The sequence below is a fragment of the uncultured Exiguobacterium sp. genome (assembly GCF_964277885.1).
Lineage (GTDB): Bacteria > Bacillota > Bacilli > Exiguobacteriales > Exiguobacteriaceae > Exiguobacterium_A.
Map to the genome: position 1 here is coordinate 643,068 of NZ_CAXYJR010000005.1, position 21,628 is coordinate 664,695.

At 48.0% G+C, this 21,628-nt stretch carries 21 protein-coding genes, 1 tRNA gene and 1 other annotated feature (1 of these 23 running past the window's edge); all 22 genes read left to right on the plus strand.

The features are described 5' to 3' along the window. The first annotated feature begins 115 nt into the window (after positions 1-115). A complete protein-coding gene (locus tag ACHWTJ_RS04915; RefSeq protein ID WP_035406385.1) occupies positions 116-733 on the plus strand; it encodes a succinate dehydrogenase cytochrome b558 subunit in 618 nt (205 codons plus the stop codon). Between the two features lie 19 nt (positions 734-752). Further along, positions 753-2,516: a succinate dehydrogenase flavoprotein subunit gene (gene sdhA / locus ACHWTJ_RS04920; protein WP_195864639.1), complete on the plus strand. Its 1,764-nt coding sequence runs from the start codon at positions 753-755 to the stop codon at positions 2,514-2,516. Next, entirely contained in the window at positions 2,516-3,322 is an 807-nt protein-coding gene (gene sdhB / locus ACHWTJ_RS04925) for a succinate dehydrogenase iron-sulfur subunit (protein ID WP_087681205.1), read from the plus strand. The genes sdhA and sdhB overlap by 1 nt, the downstream gene beginning before the upstream one ends. Positions 3,323-3,378: 56 nt before the next feature. Then, positions 3,379-3,834 carry an acyl-CoA thioesterase gene (locus ACHWTJ_RS04930; protein WP_394679213.1) on the plus strand — a complete coding sequence of 152 codons (456 nt, stop codon included), beginning with the start codon at positions 3,379-3,381 and terminating at the stop codon, positions 3,832-3,834. Between the two features lie 65 nt (positions 3,835-3,899). Beyond that, positions 3,900-4,163 (plus strand): phosphocarrier protein HPr, encoded by a 264-nt coding sequence (locus ACHWTJ_RS04935; protein ID WP_012371023.1) that lies wholly within the window; start codon positions 3,900-3,902, stop codon positions 4,161-4,163. An 86-nt stretch (positions 4,164-4,249) separates the two neighbouring features. Further along, positions 4,250-5,056 (plus strand): glutamate racemase, encoded by an 807-nt coding sequence (racE, locus tag ACHWTJ_RS04940; protein ID WP_023468984.1) that lies wholly within the window; start codon positions 4,250-4,252, stop codon positions 5,054-5,056. Next, positions 5,057-5,812: a ribonuclease PH gene (gene rph, locus ACHWTJ_RS04945; protein WP_294751007.1), complete on the plus strand. Its 756-nt coding sequence runs from the start codon at positions 5,057-5,059 to the stop codon at positions 5,810-5,812. It abuts the gene before it with no gap. Continuing rightward, on the plus strand, positions 5,809-6,402 hold the full coding sequence (locus tag ACHWTJ_RS04950; RefSeq protein WP_294751010.1) for an XTP/dITP diphosphatase: 594 nt from the start codon (positions 5,809-5,811) through the stop codon (positions 6,400-6,402). The genes rph and ACHWTJ_RS04950 overlap by 4 nt, the downstream gene beginning before the upstream one ends. A 5-nt stretch (positions 6,403-6,407) precedes the next feature. Next, positions 6,408-6,917, plus strand: a complete 510-nt coding sequence (locus ACHWTJ_RS04955; protein WP_294751013.1) for a metallophosphoesterase family protein — start codon at positions 6,408-6,410, stop codon at positions 6,915-6,917. Positions 6,918-6,990: 73 nt separating this feature from the next. Next, positions 6,991-7,064, plus strand: a tRNA-Arg gene (locus tag ACHWTJ_RS04960). Positions 7,065-7,166: 102 nt separating this feature from the next. Further along, positions 7,167-7,691: a hypothetical protein gene (locus tag ACHWTJ_RS04965; RefSeq protein WP_294740477.1), complete on the plus strand. Its 525-nt coding sequence runs from the start codon at positions 7,167-7,169 to the stop codon at positions 7,689-7,691. 26 nt (positions 7,692-7,717) lie between these two features. Continuing rightward, positions 7,718-8,704, plus strand: a complete 987-nt coding sequence (locus tag ACHWTJ_RS04970; RefSeq protein WP_394679214.1) for a hypothetical protein — start codon at positions 7,718-7,720, stop codon at positions 8,702-8,704. A gap of 110 nt (positions 8,705-8,814) precedes the next feature. Continuing rightward, on the plus strand, positions 8,815-10,107 hold the full coding sequence (gene tig, locus ACHWTJ_RS04975) for a trigger factor (protein ID WP_029342286.1): 1,293 nt from the start codon (positions 8,815-8,817) through the stop codon (positions 10,105-10,107). Between the two features lie 234 nt (positions 10,108-10,341). After that, positions 10,342-11,607, plus strand: coding sequence for an ATP-dependent protease ATP-binding subunit ClpX (clpX, locus tag ACHWTJ_RS04980; protein WP_023468977.1), 1,266 nt, complete (start codon positions 10,342-10,344; stop codon positions 11,605-11,607). Between the two features lie 69 nt (positions 11,608-11,676). After that, positions 11,677-13,986 carry an endopeptidase La gene (lon, locus tag ACHWTJ_RS04985; protein WP_294740483.1) on the plus strand — a complete coding sequence of 770 codons (2,310 nt, stop codon included), beginning with the start codon at positions 11,677-11,679 and terminating at the stop codon, positions 13,984-13,986. A 1-nt stretch (position 13,987) separates the two neighbouring features. Next, complete coding sequence (gene yihA, locus ACHWTJ_RS04990) at positions 13,988-14,569, plus strand: ribosome biogenesis GTP-binding protein YihA/YsxC (RefSeq protein ID WP_023468975.1); 582 nt, start codon at positions 13,988-13,990, stop codon at positions 14,567-14,569. A 146-nt stretch (positions 14,570-14,715) separates the two neighbouring features. Continuing rightward, positions 14,716-15,858, plus strand: coding sequence for an AI-2E family transporter (locus tag ACHWTJ_RS04995; RefSeq protein WP_052018986.1), 1,143 nt, complete (start codon positions 14,716-14,718; stop codon positions 15,856-15,858). A 213-nt stretch (positions 15,859-16,071) separates the two neighbouring features. Continuing rightward, positions 16,072-17,412 (plus strand): glutamyl-tRNA reductase, encoded by a 1,341-nt coding sequence (hemA, locus tag ACHWTJ_RS05000; RefSeq protein ID WP_394679215.1) that lies wholly within the window; start codon positions 16,072-16,074, stop codon positions 17,410-17,412. An 83-nt stretch (positions 17,413-17,495) separates the two neighbouring features. After that, positions 17,496-18,422, plus strand: coding sequence for a hydroxymethylbilane synthase (gene hemC, locus ACHWTJ_RS05005; protein WP_050677616.1), 927 nt, complete (start codon positions 17,496-17,498; stop codon positions 18,420-18,422). Then, the gene (locus ACHWTJ_RS05010) at positions 18,412-19,092 is read left to right on the plus strand and encodes a uroporphyrinogen-III synthase (protein WP_294740491.1); all 681 of its coding nucleotides are present in this window, start codon (positions 18,412-18,414) and stop codon (positions 19,090-19,092) included. The genes hemC and ACHWTJ_RS05010 overlap by 11 nt, the downstream gene beginning before the upstream one ends. Further along, a complete protein-coding gene (gene hemB / locus ACHWTJ_RS05015) occupies positions 19,089-20,078 on the plus strand; it encodes a porphobilinogen synthase (RefSeq protein ID WP_294740493.1) in 990 nt (329 codons plus the stop codon). Before ACHWTJ_RS05010 ends, hemB begins: the two co-directional genes overlap by 4 nt. Next, positions 20,075-21,385 carry a glutamate-1-semialdehyde 2,1-aminomutase gene (hemL, locus tag ACHWTJ_RS05020; RefSeq protein WP_394679216.1) on the plus strand — a complete coding sequence of 437 codons (1,311 nt, stop codon included), beginning with the start codon at positions 20,075-20,077 and terminating at the stop codon, positions 21,383-21,385. Before hemB ends, hemL begins: the two co-directional genes overlap by 4 nt. Before the next feature lie 54 nt (positions 21,386-21,439). Then, positions 21,440-21,628, plus strand: a binding site (T-box leader); it runs 41 nt beyond the window's last position.

Here is a 21,628-nt window from a genome sequence, read left to right on the forward strand (position 1 = left end):
GTCTTCTAAAAAGGACAGGAGTAGAATAAGTGATGAAAAGACGAATTTCCTTATGAAAGCGCTTTTCTACCAAAATGCGCCAACGGTTGATTGGCAAACAAAAGGGGGGATTTGGATGGCGAATCATCGTGATTTCGTGAGTCGTAAAATACACTCACTGCTCGGCGTCATTCCAATCGGGTTATTTTTACTTTCGCACTTAACGACGAACTACTTCATCGTACGTGGTGAGGAAGACTTCAATAAGGCCGCGGAATTCGTGGGGAGCGTTCCGTATCGACTGTTCTTAGAGATTTTTGTCATCTTCATTCCAATCATCTTGCACGGTGTCTACGGTGTGTACATCGCATTCACGGGTTCTGCGAACACGGGACGATATACATACTTCCGGAACTGGATGTATGTCTTGCAACGGTTCAGTGGTGTATTCCTTGTCGTGTTCATCACATGGCACGTTTGGGAGACGCGGATTGCCGCTGCGATGGGAACAGAAGTTGATGCGAGCATGATGCAGAACATCGTCGATAACGGATTCATGTTAGCGTTCTATATCGTCGGGATCTTGGCGACGACATTCCACCTTGCGAACGGACTTTGGACGTTCTGCATCACATGGGGAATCACACAGTCACCAGCATCTCAACGAGCGATGTCTTACGTGGCAGCACTCGTATTCATCGGTTTATCGTTTGTAGGCGTACGCTCGATCTTAACGTTTGCAGGCGTGTTGTAAGGAAAGGGGAACTGACAACATGGCGAACAAGAATCTTGTCATCATCGGCGGAGGGCTTGCCGGTCTGATGGCTACGATAAAAGCAGCAGAGCAAGGCGTACCAGTTAAATTATTCTCACTCGTACCCGTCAAACGCTCACACTCTGTTTGTGCACAAGGCGGCATCAACGGAGCGGTCAATACGAAAGGGGAAGGGGATTCACCATACCAGCATTTCGATGACACGGTATACGGTGGAGACTTCCTCGCAAATCAACCACCTGTTCAAAAAATGGCGGAAGCAGCGCCGAAAATCATCCATATGTTCGACCGAATGGGTGTCATGTTCAACCGGACACCGGAAGGCTTACTCGACTTCCGTCGTTTCGGAGGGACGTTGCATCACCGGACGGCATACGCTGGAGCGACGACAGGACAACAACTGTTGTACGCATTAGATGAACAGGTTCGTAAGTTCGAAGCGCAAGGTTTGGTAGAAAAATATGAAGGATGGGAATTCCTTCGTGCCATCATCGATGACAATGGCATCTGTCGTGGAGCGGTTTGTCAAAACCTCCGGACGATGGAAATCGAGGCTTTTGCCGCGGATTCTGTCATCCTCGCGACAGGTGGTCCTGGGGTCATCTTCGGAAAATCGACGAACTCGGTCATCAACACAGGACAAGCGGCAGCTGCTGTCTATCGTCAAGGTGCGATCTATGCGAACGGTGAATTCATCCAGATTCACCCGACTGCGATTCCTGGAGACGATAAATTACGTCTCATGAGTGAATCAGCACGTGGGGAAGGTGGTCGCGTCTGGACGTATAAAGACGGTAAGCCTTGGTACTTCCTCGAAGAAAAATATCCGGCATACGGAAACCTTGTTCCACGAGATATCGCGACACGCGAGATCTTCGACGTCTGTGTCAATCAAAAACTCGGCGTCAACGGAGAAAACATGGTGTATCTGGATTTATCGCATAAAGACGCAAAAGAACTCGACGTCAAGCTCGGTGGGATTCTTGAAATCTACGAGAAGTTCGTCGGTGATGATCCACGAAAAGTACCGATGAAAATCTTCCCGGCCGTTCACTATTCAATGGGTGGACTATGGGTCGACTACGATCAGATGACGAATATCCCTGGATTGTTCGCAGCTGGTGAATGTGATTACTCGATGCACGGTGGAAACCGTCTCGGAGCGAACTCGCTTCTTTCTGCGGTATACGGTGGAATGGTTGCTGGACCGTCAGCGATCGCCTATATGAATGAACTCGAGACATCGGTTCATGAGATGAGTGAAGACGTCGTCGAAGCGCATAAAATCGAAGAAATCAATCGTTTCAATGATATCTTATCGATGGAAGGTACGGAAAACGCGTATCAAATCCACCGTGAGCTCGGAGAAATCATGACAGACAACGTTACGGTCGTACGTTATAACGATAAGCTCGAAGAGACACTGACAAAAATCAAGGAACTCCGCGATCGGTTCACGCGCATCTCGGCAACGGATACAGCACGCTGGAGTAACCAAGGAGCATCATTCATCCGTCAGCTTGATCACATGCTTGATTTAGCCGAAGCGATTACACTTGGTGCGTTAAAACGTGACGAGAGTCGCGGGGCGCACTACAAGCCGGAATTCCCGGAACGTAATGATGAACAGTTCTTGAAAACGACGATGGCACGCTATACGAATGGTCATCCAGAAATCTTCTATGAAGACGTCGACACGTCGTTGATTCCGCCACGGAAACGCGACTACAGCAAGAAGTCGAAGAAAGAGGTGAAAGCATAATGGCGACACCACTCGAATCATCTACTACGCAAAAATCGGTTCAATTCATCGTTCAACGTCAAGATGGACCTGATGGTAAACCGTATGATGAAGCGTTTGAAATTCCGTACCGTCCGAACATGAACGTCATCTCTGCTCTAATGGAGATTCGCCGGAATCCTGTGAATGCAGCCGGTGAAAAAACGACACCGATCAACTGGGACATGGGCTGTCTAGAAGAAGTATGTGGCGCTTGTTCGATGGTCATCAACGGTACACCACGTCAGTCATGTACGGCACTCGTTGATAAACTCGAACAACCGATCCGTCTTCAGCCGATGCAGACGTTCCCGATCGTTCGTGACCTTCAAGTCGACCGTCAGCGTATGTTCGATGCGTTGAAAAAGGTTAAAGCATGGGTCCCAATCGATGGAACGTACGATTTAGGACCAGGACCGCGTATGCCAGAGAACAAACGCCAATGGGCATATGAGTTATCGAAATGTATGACTTGTGGTGTGTGTCTTGAGGCATGTCCGAACGTCAACGATCGTTCGACATTCATCGGGCCGGCACCGATCTCACAAGTTCGTCTATTCAACTCGCATCCAACAGGTGCCTTCCATAAGGAAGAACGCCTTGAAGCGTTGATGGAAGACGGCGGAATCATGCAGTGTGGTAACGCTCAAAACTGTGTTGAGGTTTGTCCGAAAGGGATTCCGCTGACGACTTCGATCGCAGCGATGAACCGTCAGACGACACTTCATTCATTCAAGAAGTTCTTCGGCAGTGACGAAGGACGAACAGGTGAAGCGGTTAGTTCATAAATTATTAAAGAAGGAGCTTGCTCCTTCTTTTTTCATTCAGACAGGAGGAACTCATTGTGCGCGTACCAGCTTACATTCCAGAACTCGAATCATGGCTTGAACAGATGAAACATGGCACACGACTCGACGTCGCCGTTCGTTTCGCGGAGACGGATGCCTATGGTCATATGAATAACCGGGTACCGTTCATCTATTTTGAGGACGTTCGGACATTGATGTTAGAGGAAACAGGATACTCACTTGCAGAAGACGGCATCATCGTCGTTGCGGATGCCCAGTGTAATTACATTCGCCAAGTCTATCCACGGGCTCGTCTCGCTGTCTATGCCTATCCAGTACATGTAGGTAGTGCGTCGTGTGACGTCCATTACGCGGCGTTTGATGAGCAGGGTGAACTGATGTTCACAGGACGGACATCGATGGTACAAATCGACCGTGCCGGCAAAGCATTCCCATGGAGTGAGACATATAAAAATTCCTTGCAGAATCGCTTCGAATCCGTTATCATTTGATAATGAGTTCACATATTCGAAAACGACTCACTAGTACGTTATTAGTGAAGGGAGATTTCTTAATCATGGAAAAAACATTCAAAGTCATCGCGGATTCAGGCATTCACGCTCGTCCGGCTACTCAGCTCGTCAACACAGCTTCTAAATTCCAATCAGACATCAACTTGGAATACAACGGGAAGACTGTCAACTTGAAGTCAATCATGGGTGTTCTTTCACTCGGAATCGCGAAAGATTCAGATATCAAAATCGTTGCAAACGGTGACGATGCTTCTGAAGCAATCACGACTCTTTCAGATATGCTGACTAGCGAAGGTCTTGCTCAGTAATCCTGTAATCGTACATTCTCGGACGCCGGTCTTGCACCGTCGTCCTTTTTTGTTACCATAAGGTAGAGAGAAAGAGGTGGAGAAGAGTGAATCGAGCGATTGGAGTACTGGATTCTGGAGTCGGTGGGTTGACGGTCGCACGTGAATTGATGCGACAGTTGCCCCATGAGCGAATCATCTATGTCGGGGATACATTGCGGTGTCCGTATGGTCCTCGTCCAGAAGAGGAGATTCGTGAGTTTACGTGGGAGATGATTGATTATCTCGTGCAACAAGATGTGAAGTTGATCGTGATCGCCTGTAACACAGCCACGGCTGTCGTTTTAAAAGAAGCGCGAGAACGTTTAAATATACCTGTCATCGGTGTCATTGATCCTGGAGCCCGTGCGGCAGTCAAAGTGACGCGTACGAAACGAATCGGTGTCATTGGAACGAAGATGACGATTACAAGTAATTCCTATGAAAAGGCGTTACGCCACGTCGAAGGGCAAGTCGTCGTCGAATCGTTAGCGTGCCCGCCATTCGTTCCGCTCGTCGAGTCGATGCAGACAGATGGTGCGTACGTCGAACGTGTCGTTGCCAATACATTACGACCATTGATGAACTACGATATGGATACATTGATCCTCGGGTGCACCCATTACCCACTCCTAGCAGATGTGATTGGACGGGTCATCGGACCAGGCGTCCAGCTAATCTCTTCAGGAGACGAGACAGCGCTCGAGGTAGCAGCACTACTTGATTACAATACGATTTCAGCAGATGTGACACAAATTCCGGAACATCGTTATTACGCGACAGGCGATATCCGCTCATTTGATCAGATTGCGACGGATTGGCTCGATCAGACCATCCATGCGGAGCGCATCGTGCTTGGAACGGAGGAAGATTAAATGCGGATAGACCAACGAACGGCGGATCATCTCCGTCCTATTCAATTATCGATTGATATCAATAAACACGCAGAAGGTTCTGTCTTGATTGAACTTGGCGATACGAAAGTCCTCTGTACGGCGACCGTCGAGGAGAAGGTGCCACCGTTTCTTCGCGGTAAACGCCAAGGCTGGATCAATGCGGAATATTCGATGTTACCACGTGCGACGGCTCAGCGGACCGCACGAGAAGCCGTCCGCGGCAAACAGACGGGACGGACGATGGAAATCCAACGTCTCATCAGCCGTTCGCTTCGGGCCATCGTCGATTTAGAGAAGCTTGGGGAACGAACAATCTGGATCGATTGTGATGTTATTCAAGCAGATGGTGGCACACGAACGGCATCGATCACTGGTGGTTTCTTGGCGCTCGTCCGGGCGGTCGATCAATTGATTCAAGCGGGAAAACTGACGGATACGCCAATCAAGGAAGGCATCGCAGCTATCTCAGTTGGAATTGTTGAGTCGAATGTCTTGCTCGATTTATGCTACGAAGAGGACGCTGCGGCGGAAGTCGACTTCAATCTCGTCATGACCTCATCGGGTAAAATCGTCGAGATGCAAGCAACAGGAGAAGAGTCGACATTTTCCCGTCAAGAGATGCTCGATATGCTCGAACTTGGGGAAAAAGGAATTAAGGAACTAATTAATGCTGGTCGAGATGCACTCGGTGTCTCTTGGTGGTATGTAGGAGAAGAAGTGGGGGAACATAGATGAAGGTCATCGTCGCAACACACAATGCAGGTAAAGTGAAGGAACTTGAAAGCATGCTGGGTCGTCTCGGTTATACGGTCGAGTCGTTACTCGATCACGCTGATGCTCCGGAAACAGACGAAACAGGTGAGACATTCGAGGAAAATGCACTTTTAAAAGCAACAGAGGCAGCAGCCTACTTTGGTCACGCGGTACTTGCTGATGATTCAGGTCTTGAAGTCGATGCTTTAGATGGCGCTCCAGGCGTCTACTCAGCACGATTCGCGGGTCTTGAAAAGTCGGATGTGGCGAACAATGCTTTACTACTTGAAAAGTTAGAAGGTGTTCCGGAGGAAGAGCGAACGGCACGATTCGTTTGTGTACTCGCGCTAGCGAAACCAACTGGTGAAACATTGACGGTTCGTGGAACGATGGAAGGGCGAATCGGTTTTGAAGCGACGGGTTCGAATGGATTCGGTTACGATCCACTGTTCGTCACGGCGAGCGGACAGACGGCTGCTGAGTTGACGAAAGAAGAAAAAGCGATGATTAGTCATCGTGGCAATGCATTGCGCAAGCTCGAACAGGACTTAACTACTTTCTTAGGAGTGTGATGAAGATGAGAGCGTTGATCGTTAGTGATAGTCATGGACTAGAACAAGAACTGCTTACAATATTCGAACGTCATCAAGACGTAGATGTGGCATTTCATTGTGGGGACTCCCAATTGACGCGCGACATCGAATCATTATATCCATATCGTGTTGTACGGGGGAACTGTGATTACGGACACGATTTTCCGGAAGAAGTCACGTCCGAGATGAACGGGCATACCGTCCTCTGTGTCCACGGACATCGTCAGGACGTTAAATACAGTTTAGATGTCTTACAACATCATGCGAACGAAAAGCAAGCGGACATCGTCTTGTATGGTCATTCTCATGTCGCGAAGGCGGAATACCGGGATGGCGTCTTATTCATCAATCCAGGATCGATTCGGATGCCACGTCATCGCCCAGATAAGACATATGCGATTCTTGAAGTGGATCAAAACCGTTATTCTGTCGATTTTCTTGATGTGAATGGTGACCGAGTCAATGCGCTTCACCTCGACGGAACATTTTTGTAATAAAATAAATGCAATCTTTGTAATGTGATTGACACGAAAGAATTGTTTTAGTATAGTTTATTCGTGTTGACACGTCCCAATAGCTCAGCAGGATAGAGCAACGGCCTTCTAAGCCGTCGGTCGGGGGTTCGAATCCCTCTTGGGACGCTATAATTAAAATAGAGACTGCCCTTACGAGGGCGGTCTCTTTTTTTTATTCCGATTTTCGATTATAATTAAGGTATCATGAACTCGAAAGGGATGAATGCGATGTGGAAGAAAATTGGTGCAGTCCTGTTACTCAGTACGTTTCTTGCGGGATGTAGTGAGATCTCCAGTACAGTCGATGACGCAAAACAACAAGTCAACAATGTGAAGAATAGTGTTGATTATGCGGGAGAACTCCAAGGCATTGCGAAAGATACAGCACAAGTCACGTCAGATCTGTCTTCTTCTTTGAATGAGGCTGCTACGAAAGCACGCGAATCCGCGAATCCGGAGCAAGCACTCGATCAACAAATCGAAAAGTTGAAGGAAAACGGAACGATTGATCAATTCAATCAAGAGCTGGATCAAATCGATCAACGATTGGCGGGTCTTGAAAACCCACCGCAAGAGTTGCAAAATTTAAGTGCAAAGCTTGAGCAGTTCGTGAATCAATCAGAAGATATTACACGACTTCTTGAAACAGACGTCTCTCTCGATACATTAAATCGTCTCGGCATCGAACAGGCAGGGAAATTACAAGATGCGATCACAAACTGGACGTCTTTGCTCGATCCGTTTACGAAATAAGTAGTTGAATGAAGGAGTGCAGGAATATGGAGACATCTCGCTGGATGGAACACGAACTAGAAGCAGAACGAGCGCGGGTCCTCCGTTTGCCGGAAGCTGAACAAGAACGGCTGGTCAAGGAATTGGAGACTGACCAATTGACAGGAGAAGATGTGTTATACCGACTCTATGTCATCCAGCCGTTTTTAGTACATGACCGTGAACGATACGAAACCGTAGCAGAGCGTTTTCTTGAAGTCGAGGGTGTGGAGCAAGTGCTCGCACTCTTTCTTTATGAACTCGGAGAACGGTATCCGATGAAACTCGCTTTGCGCTCGGCGTCACCTTACTTGCCGTATGGACTTGCGCTTCGATTAGATGAGATTAAACAGCGGATGACGGTGCGCGAACAAAAGACGAAACCGGTTCAAAAAAGAAATGCTGCTCATGGTACTGTAACTTCCGAAATGGAGTTGATGCATGTATTACGACATGGAAGTTGGGTCGAACAAATGCGCCATTTGACCGGTATGGAATTTGAACGGACACCTGCCCTCACAGAATACATCACACACAAATATCTTCGTGCGCAAGATACAGAACATCAAAGCCTACTCGTGATTGATCAGTTAATAGGAAGCATGATTGAGTATTTGTCGTATCCGACGGACATTCATGTGCCACATCTAGATATACACTGGATGATTTCGTCACGTCAGGATTTAGAAGAAGTGCGGTTCACGCATCAGCAGGAACAACAAGCGTTACTTGCATCGATGCATACATTAGAGCGAATGGATCCTTTCCGAGCATTGCTCGTCTTGCGTTCGGATCAATTGATTCATCTTGAAGAACGTAAAGCGATCGGATCGGATATGGAAAAGTGGCTTTTGGCATGTGACGAACTAGCGGGGCTGTCGTTTGAAAAAGAAGAGCCGGAACGTGCCTTAAGTCCGCTGGCGAAGCGATTATATCAAGGGGTACATATCCTCTATCCGGAAGTCATCGCATTCGAGCAAATTTACTTCGATTGAGGCATCAGGAAACGATTCGTTCAACAGTGGTAATCGTCAGAACGATTGTGCTATAATGTGACTTGTTGTACACACATGTACGCTAATTGACAATTTTGGAGGGACTCAGCATGACTGCAAAATGGGAAAAACAATCAGGTAGCCTCGGCGTCCTCACGTATGAAGCGCCTGCTGAAGCATTTGATAAAGCGGTAGACCAAGCGTTCAAGAAAGTCGTTAAGACTTTGAACACGCCTGGTTTCCGTAAAGGAAAAATGCCACGCGCAATGTTCAACAAAATGTACGGTGAAGAAGCACTGTACCAAGATGCACTCGATATCCTTTATAAGGACACAATCGAAGGTGCAGTCGTCGAATCAGGAATCGAGCCAATCGCGCTTGAGAACATCGACGTTGAAACACTCGAAAAAGGCAAGCCAGTCGAATTCAAAATCACGTTCGTCATCGAGCCAGAAGCTACACTCGGTGAGTACAAAGGTCTTGAGTACACAGCAGTTGAAACGAACGTTACTGACGAAGACGTCGACGCTGAACTCAAAACATTACAAGAACGCGGTGCAGAACTCGTCGTTAAAGAAGATGGTGTCATCGAGAATGGCGATACAGTCGTATTCGACTTCGCAGGTTTCGATGGGGAAAACCAATTCGACGGCGGAACTGCTGAGAACTACTCACTCGTTATCGGTTCTGGAAACTTCATTCCTGGATTCGAAGAACAAATGGTCGGTTTAAAAACTGGCGAGCAAAAAGATCTTGAAGTGACATTCCCAGAGGAATACCACGAAGCATCACTCGCTGGAAAACCAGTTACATTCAAAGTAACGATCCATGAAGTTAAAGCACAAGAGCTCCCTGAATTGACAGATGAGTTCGCAAAAGAAATGGATGAAGAAGTTTCTTCACTCGACGAGTTGAAAACAAAAATCCGTACGCGTCTCGAAAACACACGCAAACAAGAAGCTGATGCTTCAATGCGCGATGAGTTAGTCGAAGCGGCTACGAAAAACGCGACAGTTGATCTTCCAGAAGTCATGGTCGAAAACGAAGTCGAGCGTATGGTTCAAGAGTTCACACAACGTATTCAATCACAAGGCATCGACCTCAACATGTACTTCCAGTTGACTGGAACGACAGAAGAGGCAATGCGTTCTGAAATGAAAGAGCAAGCGGAAGAGCGCGTTAAAGCACGTCTCGTCCTCAAGCAAATCGTTGCTGACGAAAAAATCGAAGTAACAGATGAGGAAACTCAAGCTGAACTTCAATCAATGTCAGAACTCTACAACATCCCTGCAGATCAACTTGAAACGATGCTTGCACCACAAGGTGGTCTTGAAACGCTTAAAGGCGATCTTCAATTCCGTAAAGCTATCGATGTTCTCGTCGACAACGCAAAAGCAAAATAAGCCATTTCATGGTTTTCGATCGACTTCAAGCCCAATTTCTGGTCTTGGAGTCGATTTTTTTGTACGATAGGTCAAACAAGGACAAACGATCCTTGGTTCAGAACATCAAACTGTAAATCGTTCGTCCAGGATTTGAAAGACTTTCCTTGTTCATGCTACAATCATAAATAGTAAAACGTGAGACGAGATGCTACAGGCATCCATACAATTTCCACGTTAAAGGGGTGGACCTTTATGTTTAAATTTAACGAAGAAAAAGGTCAGCTAAAATGTTCTTTCTGTGGAAAGACACAAGAACAAGTACGCAAACTTGTTGCTGGACCTGGCGTTTACATTTGCGACGAGTGTATCGAACTCTGCAATGAAATCGTAGAGGAAGAACTCGGTACTGAAGAAGAAGTCGAGCTGAAGAATGTTCCGAAACCGCATGAAATTCGTACGACACTTGACGATTATGTTATCGGTCAAGAGAAAGCGAAGAAATCGCTGTCTGTAGCGATGTACAATCACTACAAACGAATCAATGCTGGTGGTCGCGCAGATGATGTCGAGCTCTCAAAATCGAACATCGTCATGATTGGACCAACAGGTAGCGGTAAGACACTTCTTGCCCAAACGATGGCACGTATCTTGAACGTACCGTTTGCGATTGCAGATGCAACAAGTTTGACGGAAGCCGGTTATGTCGGTGAAGACGTCGAGAACATCCTGTTGAAACTCATCCAAGCGGCGGATTACGATGTTGAGAAGGCTGAAAAAGGCATCATCTACATTGATGAAATCGATAAGATCGCTCGTAAATCAGAAAACCCGTCGATTACACGTGACGTATCTGGTGAGGGTGTCCAACAAGCCTTGCTGAAGATTTTGGAAGGAACAGTTGCGAGTGTACCGCCACAAGGTGGACGGAAACACCCACATCAAGAATTCATCCAAATCGATACGACGAACATCTTGTTCATCGTTGGTGGCGCATTCGATGGTATCGATCAGTCGATCAAACGTCGTCTTGGTAAAAAAGTCATCGGATTCGGAAACGATTCAGAGAACCGTAACCTTACACAAAAAGAAATTCTAGCAGCTGCATTACCAGAAGATCTTCAAAAGTTCGGTTTAATTCCAGAGTTCATCGGTCGTTTGCCGGTCATGGCGACGCTCGAGCCACTTGATGAAGAGGCACTCGTTCAAATCTTGACGAAACCGAAAAACGCCCTCGTGAAACAATATAAGAAAATGCTTCAACTTGATGATGTCGAACTCGACTTCACGGAAGATGCACTTCTTGAGATTGCAAAACTTGCAATCGAACGTAAAACAGGTGCGCGTGGTCTTCGTTCAATCATCGAAGAAACTATGCTTGATATCATGTTCGAAATCCCATCGCGTGAAGACATCGCGAAAGTCATCATTACAGCAGAAACGTTGACTGGTAAACGCGGTCCAACGCTTGAGTTGAAAGATGGTACAATTGAACATGGGAAAGAAAAAGAAACGGCGTAACACCGTGACAAATCGGCTCGGAGGCTACTTGTACGCCTTTCCGAGTCTTTTTGTTTAGGAGGAATTCGAATGAAGAAAAAACAATATCCACTTTTACCGTTACGCGGTGTCGTCGCGTATCCGTTGATCGGATTGACGATTGATGTCGGGCGTCCGGTATCCTTGAAAGCCTTACTTGCATCAAAGGAACACGAAATCGATCTCGTCGTCGTCACGCAACGTGATCCAGAAGCAGAGCCGTCTGTCGACGGGCTGCATCAGGTTGGGACACTCGTTCAAATCGCGAAGATGAGTGAGCTCGGGAATGATACGGTCCGTGTCCGCGTCATCGGGAAGGAACGCGTCCGGATTGAAAACGTCGAGGAGACGGACGAGGGTTATCAAGCCGTCATTGAACCAATCGAGAAGATGGACATCAAAGGAGCGAAACAAGAAGCGCTCGTTCGTCTCATCAAAGAACAGTTCGGGCAACTCGTCTCTCGGATCAAAGGAATCGGAACGGATGAACGTCGCCGGTTCGAGACATACGAACGCCTCGATTCTTTGACGGACTATATCACGTCGAAGCTACCAATCGATATCTCGAAGAAGCAAGAGTTCCTCGAACAACAGGATCCGGTCGAACGAGGATTGATGTTGCTTGACGTCATGAAACACGAATATGAAGTCGTCGAACTCGAACGTGAGATGCGTGAACGGACGAAGAAGACGATTGAACAATCGCAACGCGAATATTACTTGCGGGAACAATTGAAGACGATTCAACAAGAACTCGGTGGCGAATCAGCTTCTGCTGAAAGCGATGCGACGAAATACCGGGAGCAGCTTGCGATGCTTGATTTACCAGAAACGACGGTTGCGAACGTCGAGAAGGAAATCAGTCGTTTAGCGGTCGTACCGGCGACGAGTCCCGAACATGGGGTCATTCGTAACTATCTTGAATGGTTCTTCTCATTGCCGTGGAATGAAGCAACCGATGATTTCTTGAACGTCTCAGCTGCTTCGGAACAGCTTGAAAAGGACCATTACGGTCTAGAGAAGGTCAAAGAACGGATCCTTGAGTATCTTGCCGTTCGTCAATTGACGGACTCGTTACGTGGACCGATTCTCTGTCTTTCTGGTCCTCCAGGAGTTGGGAAAACGTCGCTTGCCCGTTCGATTGCCACAGCACTTGAGCGGAAGTTCGTCCGTGTCTCACTTGGTGGCGTGCGCGACGAAGCGGAGATTCGTGGACATCGCCGGACATATATCGGTGCGATGCCAGGACGGATCATCCGCGGTTTAAAACAAGCAGGAACGAACAATCCAGTCTTCCTGCTCGATGAGATCGATAAGATGTCAAATGACTTCCGTGGTGACCCGTCGTCCGCGATGCTCGAAGTTCTTGATCCAGAACAAAATAATAGCTTCTCGGATCACTATATCGAAGAGCCGTTCGATTTATCGAATGTTCTGTTCATCGCAACAGCGAACGATGTCTCAAACATCCCCGGACCGTTGCTTGACCGGATGGAACTGATTCAAATCGGTGGCTATACGGAACAAGAGAAGACGGAAATTGCCGTTCGTCATCTCTTATCGAAGCAGCTAGCTGAACATGGTCTGAAAAAGAGTCAATTGACAGTCAAAGCAGACGCGCTAGAAGAAGTCGTCCGTCGTTATACACGAGAAGCCGGTGTCCGGAATCTTGAACGTGTCCTCGGTTCACTTTGCCGGAAAGCAGCGAAACAAATCGCGATGGGTGAGAAGAAACGGGTGACGGTGACGAAACGTAATCTGGACGATTTCCTAGGCAAACCGATTTACCGCTATGGTCAAGGCGAGCTCGAAGATATGATTGGCGCGGTGACTGGTTTAGCGTATACTGCTTTTGGGGGCGATACGTTGACGATCGAAGTCAGCCTTGCTCCGGGTAAAGGGAAATTGCAGTTAACCGGGAAACTCGGTGATGTCATGCAAGAGTCGGCTCAGACCGCGTATAGCTTCGTCCGAGCGAATGCGACGTCCCTTGGCATCGAACCGAACTTCTACGAAACGCAAGACATCCACATCCACGTTCCTGAAGGTGCCGTACCAAAAGACGGACCATCTGCTGGGATCACACTTGCGACAGCATTGATTTCCGCTTTAACAAAACGTCCGGTTCGCCGAGACGTAGGAATGACGGGAGAAATCACGTTGCGTGGACGTGTCTTACCAATCGGTGGACTAAAGGAGAAGTCACTCGCAGCACACCGTGCGGGCTTGACGACCGTTCTGCTGCCGCAAGACAATACGCGGGATATCGATGATATTCCGGAAAGCGTCCGCGCAGGAATGGAATTCATTCCGGTCGCGACGATGGAGCAAGTGCTCGAACATGCATTAAAAGGAGAGTAACATGAAAATTTATAAAGCTGATTTTATTACGAGTGGCGTCAATCCGGAACATTATCCGGAGCCATTGTTGCCAGAAGTGGCACTCGCAGGACGATCGAACGTCGGAAAGTCCTCTTTCATCAATAAGCTGGTCCAGCGAAAAGCACTCGCGCGGACATCTTCGAAACCAGGTAAAACGCAAACCTTGAACTTCTTCAACATCAATGATGAAGTCATGTTCGTCGATGTACCGGGTTACGGATATGCGAAAGTCTCGAAGACGGAGCGTGAAGCGTGGGGCAAGATGATGGAGAAGTACTTTACACAACGGGAAATTCTCAAAGGTGTCGTACAGCTCGTCGACATCCGACACGACCCGTCTGCGGACGATGTGACGATGTACGATTTCTTGAAGTATTACGATCTACCGGTCATCGTCGTCGCGACAAAACTCGATAAAATCAAGAAGAGTCAACGTGATAAACATATCGCGGCAATTAAACGTAAATTGCAATTTGATGGTCAAGATACATTGATTCCTTTCTCGTCCGAGACTGGAGAGGGCGTCGATGCAGCGTGGGAAGCCATTTATCGCTTATTGTAAAGATTAAAGCCTACGAAATCTGCAGGATTTCGTAGGCTTTTTTACTTTCTATACATAAAAAGTGCTTTGTGAAAAATCTATTATTTCGTAATATAGTGTGTAAGAATAGCTATAATGACTATGTAATAAATGGGAGTGTGAATGGTTTGGATTTGCTTCGAAATAAATGGTTTAAGGCATTAATCTGGGTATTAGTGATTTTTCTCGTTATCTGGGTCGGTACAAAGATCTCATTTTTATTCCAGCCGATTAAAGTCATGCTGGCATTGATCTTCCCACCGCTGATCATTGCGGGGATTTTCTATTATTTCACGCTCGGTATCGTAGATGCATTGCAAAAACGCGTCAAGAAACGTGGTCTTGCAGTGTTGATCGTCTTGCTTGGTTTCATCACGATTCTGACGATCGCCGTCGCTTCAATCGGACCGATCTTAGTCGAACAGGTGACGGATTTTGCGACGAGCATTCCGACGCTCGTCATCGAATTACGTGATCAGACACTAAATTTACGCGATCAATTGATGGACAATCGTTTCATCTCGACTTGGGTACATGAGAATACAGATTTATTTGATAAATGGACGAATGAGGCGACATCGTATGTGGGTACGGTATTCAAGTCCGTCTCGACGTCCGTTGGAACGATTTTCGGTGTCATATCTTCGACGGTCTTAATCATCGTCTTAGTACCGTTCATCTTAGTGTACATGTTGCTTGACGGCTATAAATTCCCTGATTCCGTCGTGAAATTATTACCGCGTAGCTACGAAACGGAAACGCGTAAAATTTTGCACGATATGCATGTGACAGTGAAGCATTACGTCAACGGACAGGTCATCGTCTCAATCTGCGTCGGTGTGATGTCGTTGATCGGTTTCTTCATCGCTGACATTCAATATGCGTTATTACTTGCCTTATTCTGTACGGTCACGAACATCATTCCGTATCTTGGACCATACATCGGTGCTGTTCCGGCGGTCATCGTCGGATTCATCGATGATCCGATCAAAGCCGTCTATGCGATCATTACGATCGTCGTCGCGCAGCAAATCGAATCGAACTTGATTTCTCCCTACGTCCAAGGGAAAACACTCAAGGTTCATCCACTGACGATCATCATCGTCTTGCTCGTTGCTGGAAAAATCGGTGGCATCATCGGTGTCATCTTAGCGGTGCCGACCTATGCGGTCTCAAAGGTCGTCATTCAGAACATCGCTCGGATCTATCGTTTACGTCAGCAACGCCTCGACGTACCGGACGTGACGGTATCACCTGAATCCTTGAAGTAAGTGTAACCCTCTGCTCTTTTTAGAAGCAGAGGGTTTGTGATTTTCATGAGAGAGGGATAAGGTAGAAGAAGAGAAAAAATGAAGAAGATTTCACAACTTCGACTCATTTTAGTTTATAAATTGATTGGAATCTTTTTTATAATGGTTATAATGTAGGATAGAGAACGAAAAGATAGATCGGAACGAAATCTTTGGACGTAAGGGGTAGAGCGCATGCATATCGTAGTGGTCGGCTTGAATAACAAAACAGCGCCTGTATCAATACGCGAACAAGTCTCATTTGGGGAGCATGAGATGAAGGGAGCGGTCGTCGCATTGCGCGATGAAAAAAGTATTTTTGAAAGTGTCATCGTCTCGACATGTAACCGGACGGAACTGTACGTCGTGACGGATCAGCCACATACAGGACGGTATTATACAAAACGCTTCCTTGCAAACTGGTTCGGTTTGACGATGGAGGAACTGGAGCCGTATCTTTTCATCCATGAAGGATTTGATGCGATGAAACATCTGTTCCGCGTGACAAGTGGACTTGATTCTATGATCGTCGGCGAAACGCAGATCCTTGGTCAAGTGAAGACGAGCTTCTTCATGGCGCAGAAGCTTGAAACGACAGGAACGGTCTTTAATAAACTCTTCAAAGAAGCGGTCACGCTCGCCAAACGGGCTCACGCAGAAACTGGAATCGGTGAAAATGCCGTTTCTGTCAGTGCTGCTGCCGTCACGCTTGCCGAACAGTTACTCGGATCGCTTGAAGATAAATCAATCGTCGTCATCGGTGCGGGAGAAACTGGCGAATTGACGACGCTCAATTTGTATGAAGCAGGAGCGCGTGACATCACGGTCTTTAACCGGACGTTAGCTAAAGCGGAAGAGGTCGCGAATCGGTTCGAAGGATCAGCGCATTCCATCAACGAGATGCAGTGCGGTTTGCTTCGGGCAGACATCGTCATCTCTTCAACGGGCGCCAAACGGGCCATCATCAAACGGGAAGACATCGCGGCAGCACAGTTGTTCCGCCACGATCGTCCATTCCTCTTGATTGATATTGCTGTGCCACGCGACATCGAACCGACCGTTGGTGACTTGCCCGGTGTTCATTTGTACGATGTCGATGATTTGACATCGATCGTCCAACAAAACATGGCGGAACGGATGAAGGAAGCGGCGAAGATCGAACAACGAATCGAAGCGGCAATCGCTGAGTTCGAGGGTTGGATGACGACTCTTGGTGTCGTACCGATCATCACGGAATTACGAGACCAAGCCTTACGGATTCAACAAGAAACGATGCAAAGCTTGGAACGGAAATTACCGGAGATGTCGAAACGTGAAAAAACCGTCATTGGTAAACACATGAAATCAATCATCAATCAGTTGTTGCGTGAACCGTTGTCTTATATTAAAGATGCGGCAGCAAAACCAGATGCCGATGAGCGGATTGCGCAGTTTATGGATACGTTTGCATTAAACGAAGACTTGTTCGAAGGGCTCGAAGAGGAAGTCGTGACGTCAGAAGAGACGACACCTTCAGCAAAAGCTGTGAACCGGTGAACAAAGCACGATTTGTGTTACAATAGAAAATGCATGGGGCGGACTTGTGCCGCCCCTTTATCATTGTACAGGGGGATTTTAGCATGCGAAAAATCATTGTTGGATCGCGAAGCTCGAAGCTAGCGATGACACAGACGAAATGGGTCATTGACCAGTTGAAACAAGCCGGCGCGCCGTATGAGTTCGAAATCAAGAACATCATCACAAAAGGGGACCGCATTTTGGATGTGACGCTCTCGAAAGTCGGCGGTAAAGGATTATTCGTAAAAGAGATCGAGCAACAGATGATTGACGAAGAAATCGATTTTGCCGTTCACAGCATGAAGGATCTACCTTCTGAATTACCGGACGGTCTCATAATCGGTGCAACGCCGGCGCGTGTTGATGCGCGTGATGCCTTGATCACGAAAACAGGCGAAGGTCTCGCTTCCTTGCCAGAAGGTGCGGTTGTCGGCACGAGCAGCTTACGTCGTGGCTCGCAATTGCTAAAACTCCGTCCTGATTTAAAGATTGAATCGATTCGTGGAAATATCGACACACGACTCGATAAATTAAAGAATGGTCCGTTTGACGGAATTTTGCTCGCAGCAGCTGGTCTACAACGGATGGGGTGGTCTGAAGACGTCGTCTCGGAATATCTCTCGACAGAAGACATGATTCCAGCCGTCGGTCAAGGAATCCTCGGTATCGAATGTCGCGAACATGACCAAGAAGTACGTGACCTTCTACACCTGATCCATGATCAGATGACGGAAAAAGTAGCTTACGCCGAGCGCGCTTTCTTAGCTGCGATTGAAGGTAGCTGTCACGTTCCGGTCGGTGGATTCGCAACGATCAACGAAGATCTGTCAACGACACTCGTCGGATTCATTGGATCCGTCGATGGAGAGCAAATTCTACTCGAGCGCGAATCAGGTCTTGATCCGATGCAACTCGGTCAAGATGTTGCCGAACGTCTACTTGCTTCGGGCGGTCGCGAGATTCTCGCGACACTTCCGGATGATTTGTAAGCAGGTACTTTTCACGGGCAGCCGACCACCGACGAACGAGCAGATCGCGCGACTGCACGCCGTCGCGATCGAGTCAGTGCACTATCCAGTCATTGAAACGCGACCCGTTTCGTTTACATTGCCAAGGGGAATAGATTGGCTCATCGTGACGAGTCCGAATGGTGTCCACCGGATTGCTGATGTGTTGCCTGAATTAGTAGAAACGCGAATCGCGGTCGTCGGACGAAAGACGGCAGACGCACTTGCGAAGTACGGTCGAAGAGCCGACTTCTGTCCGTCGACCTTTACAGGAGACGCACTCGTTGAGGAACTCGGACCATACTTGTCTGATGGCGATCATATCGTCTTTGCGCGAGGGAACCGATCGCGGCAAGCGCCGGTCGATCAGTTACGAAACCTGAAACGATATACGATCGAAGATATCATCACGTATGAAACCGTCACCCGTCGGCTACCTGAAGCACTTGTCAGAACTGCCGCCTATATTGGACTGCAGAGTCCTTCCGCTGTCGAAGCGATTGCTCCTCTATCTCCGCAGGCGACGTTCATCGTCATTGGGACGATTACGGAGCAAGCAGCAAAAGCAGCCGGACTTCAACCGATCCATGTCGCCCGTGAATTCACGGTAGACGGCATGATTGATCGTATCATTGAGGAGGAATCAGCATGAACACATTAGAATACGCACGTCACCGTCGTTTACGCCATACCGCATCACTCCGGTCACTCGTTCGCGAGAACCAGTTGCATAAATCAGATTTGATCTATCCAATCTTCGTCGCTGAAGGTGAAGACATTAAACGCGAAGTCAGTTCGATGCCTGGCGTCTTCAACTTATCACTTGATCATCTGACGGCTGAGATTGAAGAAGTCGTCGCACTCGGAATCGAATCTGTCATCTTATTCGGTGTTCCACACGACCACTTGAAAGACGAGCAAGGATCAGGTGCGTTTCACGATCACGGGATCGTTCAAGAAGCGACACGTCTCGTCAAGAAGGTTGCCCCGCAGCTAACGGTCATCGCCGACACATGCTTATGTGAATATACATCGACAGGTCACTGTGGGATTGTCGCCGATGGTACGGTCGATAATGATGCGTCATTACCGCTTCACGTCAAAACAGCGATATCACAAGCCCGGGCGGGTGCCGACGTCATCGCTCCATCATCGATGATGGACGGATTCGTTGCAGCGATTCGTCAAGGATTAGACGAGAACGGCTTCAGTCATATTCCGATCATGAGCTATGGTGTTAAATATGCGTCTGCTTATTACGGTCCATTCCGTGATGCAGCGAACTCGGCACCGGGAGAAGGCGACCGAAAAGGTTATCAAATGGATCCAGCAAACCGTCGCGAAGCGTTCCGCGAAGCAACAGCGGACGTCGATCAAGGAGCTGACTTCATGATCGTTAAACCAGCTCTCGCTTTCATGGATATCATTCGTGATGTGCGCGAACGAATTGACCTGCCGATCGTCGCCTATAACGTATCGGGTGAGTATGCGATGGTCAAAGCCGCTGCCTTGAACGGCTGGATCGACGAAGAACGAATCGTCCTTGAGACGATGCTTGGCTTTAAACGAGCAGGCGCTGATTTAATCATCACCTATTTCGCAAAAGACATTTGTCGTTACCTGGAGGGGTCGAAATGAGCTTAATTAACCAAAACTCAAAATCAAAAGAAGCATTCGAGCGGGCACTCCCGCTCATGCCGGGTGGTGTCAACAGCCCGGTCCGTGCCTATAAATCGGTCGGGATGACACCGATTTTCGCAGATCACGCAAAAGGTTCAAAGCTCTATGATATCGATGGCAAAGAGTATATCGATTACGTCTTGTCATGGGGACCAATGATTCTCGGACATGCTGATCCAATCGTCACGTCAGCGATCCAAGAACAAGCGACACGTGGCTGGAGCTACGGAACACCAACGGAAATCGAATCAGCGATGGCGGAAGTCGTCATCAGTCGGGTGCCGTCGGTCGAAGTCGTCCGGATGGTCAACTCAGGAACAGAAGCAACGATGGCAGCGCTTCGTCTCGCACGTGGCTATACAGGTCGGACAAAAATTCTCAAGTTCGAAGGCTGTTACCACGGTCATGGCGACTCGCTCTTGATCAAAGCAGGTTCAGGTGTCGCGACACTCGGACTACCAGATTCACCAGGCGTTCCAGCGCAAATCGCAAGCATGACACTGACAGTTCCGTACAATGATTTGGACGCTGTTCGAATCGCGTTCGAAAAACACGGCGACGATATCGCCGGTGTCATCGTCGAACCGGCTGCTGGGAACATGGGCTTCGTGCCACCAGAACCGGGATTCCTCGAAGGCTTACGGGACATCACGTCAGAAAACGGCGCTTTACTGATCTTTGACGAAGTTATGACCGGTTTCCGTGTCGGATTCCACTGTGCCCAAGGACATTTCGGTGTCACACCGGATATCACGTGTCTCGGTAAAGTCATCGGCGGCGGAATGCCAGTCGGTGCTTACGGTGGACGTCGTGACATCATGGAACAGATCGCACCACAAGGTCCAATCTATCAAGCAGGTACGTTATCCGGGAACCCACTCGCGATGGCAGCGGGTTTAGCGACATTGACACAATTGAAACCGGAACACTATGAAGAGTTCGACCGGAAAGCGAGCTGTCTGTCGGAAGGCTACCTGAACGCTGCGGCGAAGTACAACATTCCGTTGACGACGAACCGTGCAGGCGCGATGTTCGGTGTCTTCTTCACGGATGAACGTGTCACGAACTTCGAAAAAGCGAAAACATCGAACCTTGAGATGTTCCGTTCGTATTATCAAAAGATGGCGGCGCGTGGTGTCTTCTTACCACCGTCACAATTCGAAGGTCTCTTCTTGTCGATTGCCCATACGGACGAAGACATCGAGCGGACGATCGAAGCCGTTGAATTGACATTCAAGGAACTCCAAGTTGAATTTGGTCGTTAAGCAGTTCTTGACGATTACTTGAACTCTCGGCTAAAATGAATAAAGAAGAAAATGGCAACAGCGATGACGGGAAGAGTAGTCCTGTATTCGTACCGGTGTAGAGAACACATCCTTGGCTGAAAGATGTGACGGGCGAACAGGAGGAAGGTCACCCCACGAGCTGGTATCGTGAGTCTTACGAGCGATATCCGTCCTCCACACGTTACGTGGCTCGAGGGCATCCGATTGTGGATGAACTAAGGT

Bases quoted from the DNA above. Each gene is read 5' to 3' on its own strand.
- ACHWTJ_RS05010 (WP_294740491.1), top strand. From the start codon at position 18,412: ATGATTTGTAAGCAGGTACTTTTCACGGGCAGCCGACCACCGACGAAC.
- ACHWTJ_RS04935 (WP_012371023.1), top strand. From the start codon at position 3,900: ATGGAAAAAACATTCAAAGTCATCGCGGATTCAGGCATTCACGCTCGT.
- ACHWTJ_RS04970 (WP_394679214.1), top strand. From the start codon at position 7,718: ATGGAGACATCTCGCTGGATGGAACACGAACTAGAAGCAGAACGAGCG.
- lon (WP_294740483.1), top strand. From the start codon at position 11,677: ATGAAGAAAAAACAATATCCACTTTTACCGTTACGCGGTGTCGTCGCG.
- hemA (WP_394679215.1), top strand. From the start codon at position 16,072: ATGCATATCGTAGTGGTCGGCTTGAATAACAAAACAGCGCCTGTATCA.
- ACHWTJ_RS04955 (WP_294751013.1), top strand. From the start codon at position 6,408: ATGAGAGCGTTGATCGTTAGTGATAGTCATGGACTAGAACAAGAACTG.
- tig (WP_029342286.1), top strand. From the start codon at position 8,815: ATGACTGCAAAATGGGAAAAACAATCAGGTAGCCTCGGCGTCCTCACG.
- hemL (WP_394679216.1), top strand. From the start codon at position 20,075: ATGAGCTTAATTAACCAAAACTCAAAATCAAAAGAAGCATTCGAGCGG.
- sdhA (WP_195864639.1), top strand. From the start codon at position 753: ATGGCGAACAAGAATCTTGTCATCATCGGCGGAGGGCTTGCCGGTCTG.
- ACHWTJ_RS04965 (WP_294740477.1), top strand. From the start codon at position 7,167: ATGTGGAAGAAAATTGGTGCAGTCCTGTTACTCAGTACGTTTCTTGCG.
- ACHWTJ_RS04915 (WP_035406385.1), top strand. From the start codon at position 116: ATGGCGAATCATCGTGATTTCGTGAGTCGTAAAATACACTCACTGCTC.
- ACHWTJ_RS04950 (WP_294751010.1), top strand. From the start codon at position 5,809: ATGAAGGTCATCGTCGCAACACACAATGCAGGTAAAGTGAAGGAACTT.
- sdhB (WP_087681205.1), top strand. From the start codon at position 2,516: ATGGCGACACCACTCGAATCATCTACTACGCAAAAATCGGTTCAATTC.
- hemC (WP_050677616.1), top strand. From the start codon at position 17,496: ATGCGAAAAATCATTGTTGGATCGCGAAGCTCGAAGCTAGCGATGACA.
- rph (WP_294751007.1), top strand. From the start codon at position 5,057: ATGCGGATAGACCAACGAACGGCGGATCATCTCCGTCCTATTCAATTA.
- hemB (WP_294740493.1), top strand. From the start codon at position 19,089: ATGAACACATTAGAATACGCACGTCACCGTCGTTTACGCCATACCGCA.
- yihA (WP_023468975.1), top strand. From the start codon at position 13,988: ATGAAAATTTATAAAGCTGATTTTATTACGAGTGGCGTCAATCCGGAA.
- clpX (WP_023468977.1), top strand. From the start codon at position 10,342: ATGTTTAAATTTAACGAAGAAAAAGGTCAGCTAAAATGTTCTTTCTGT.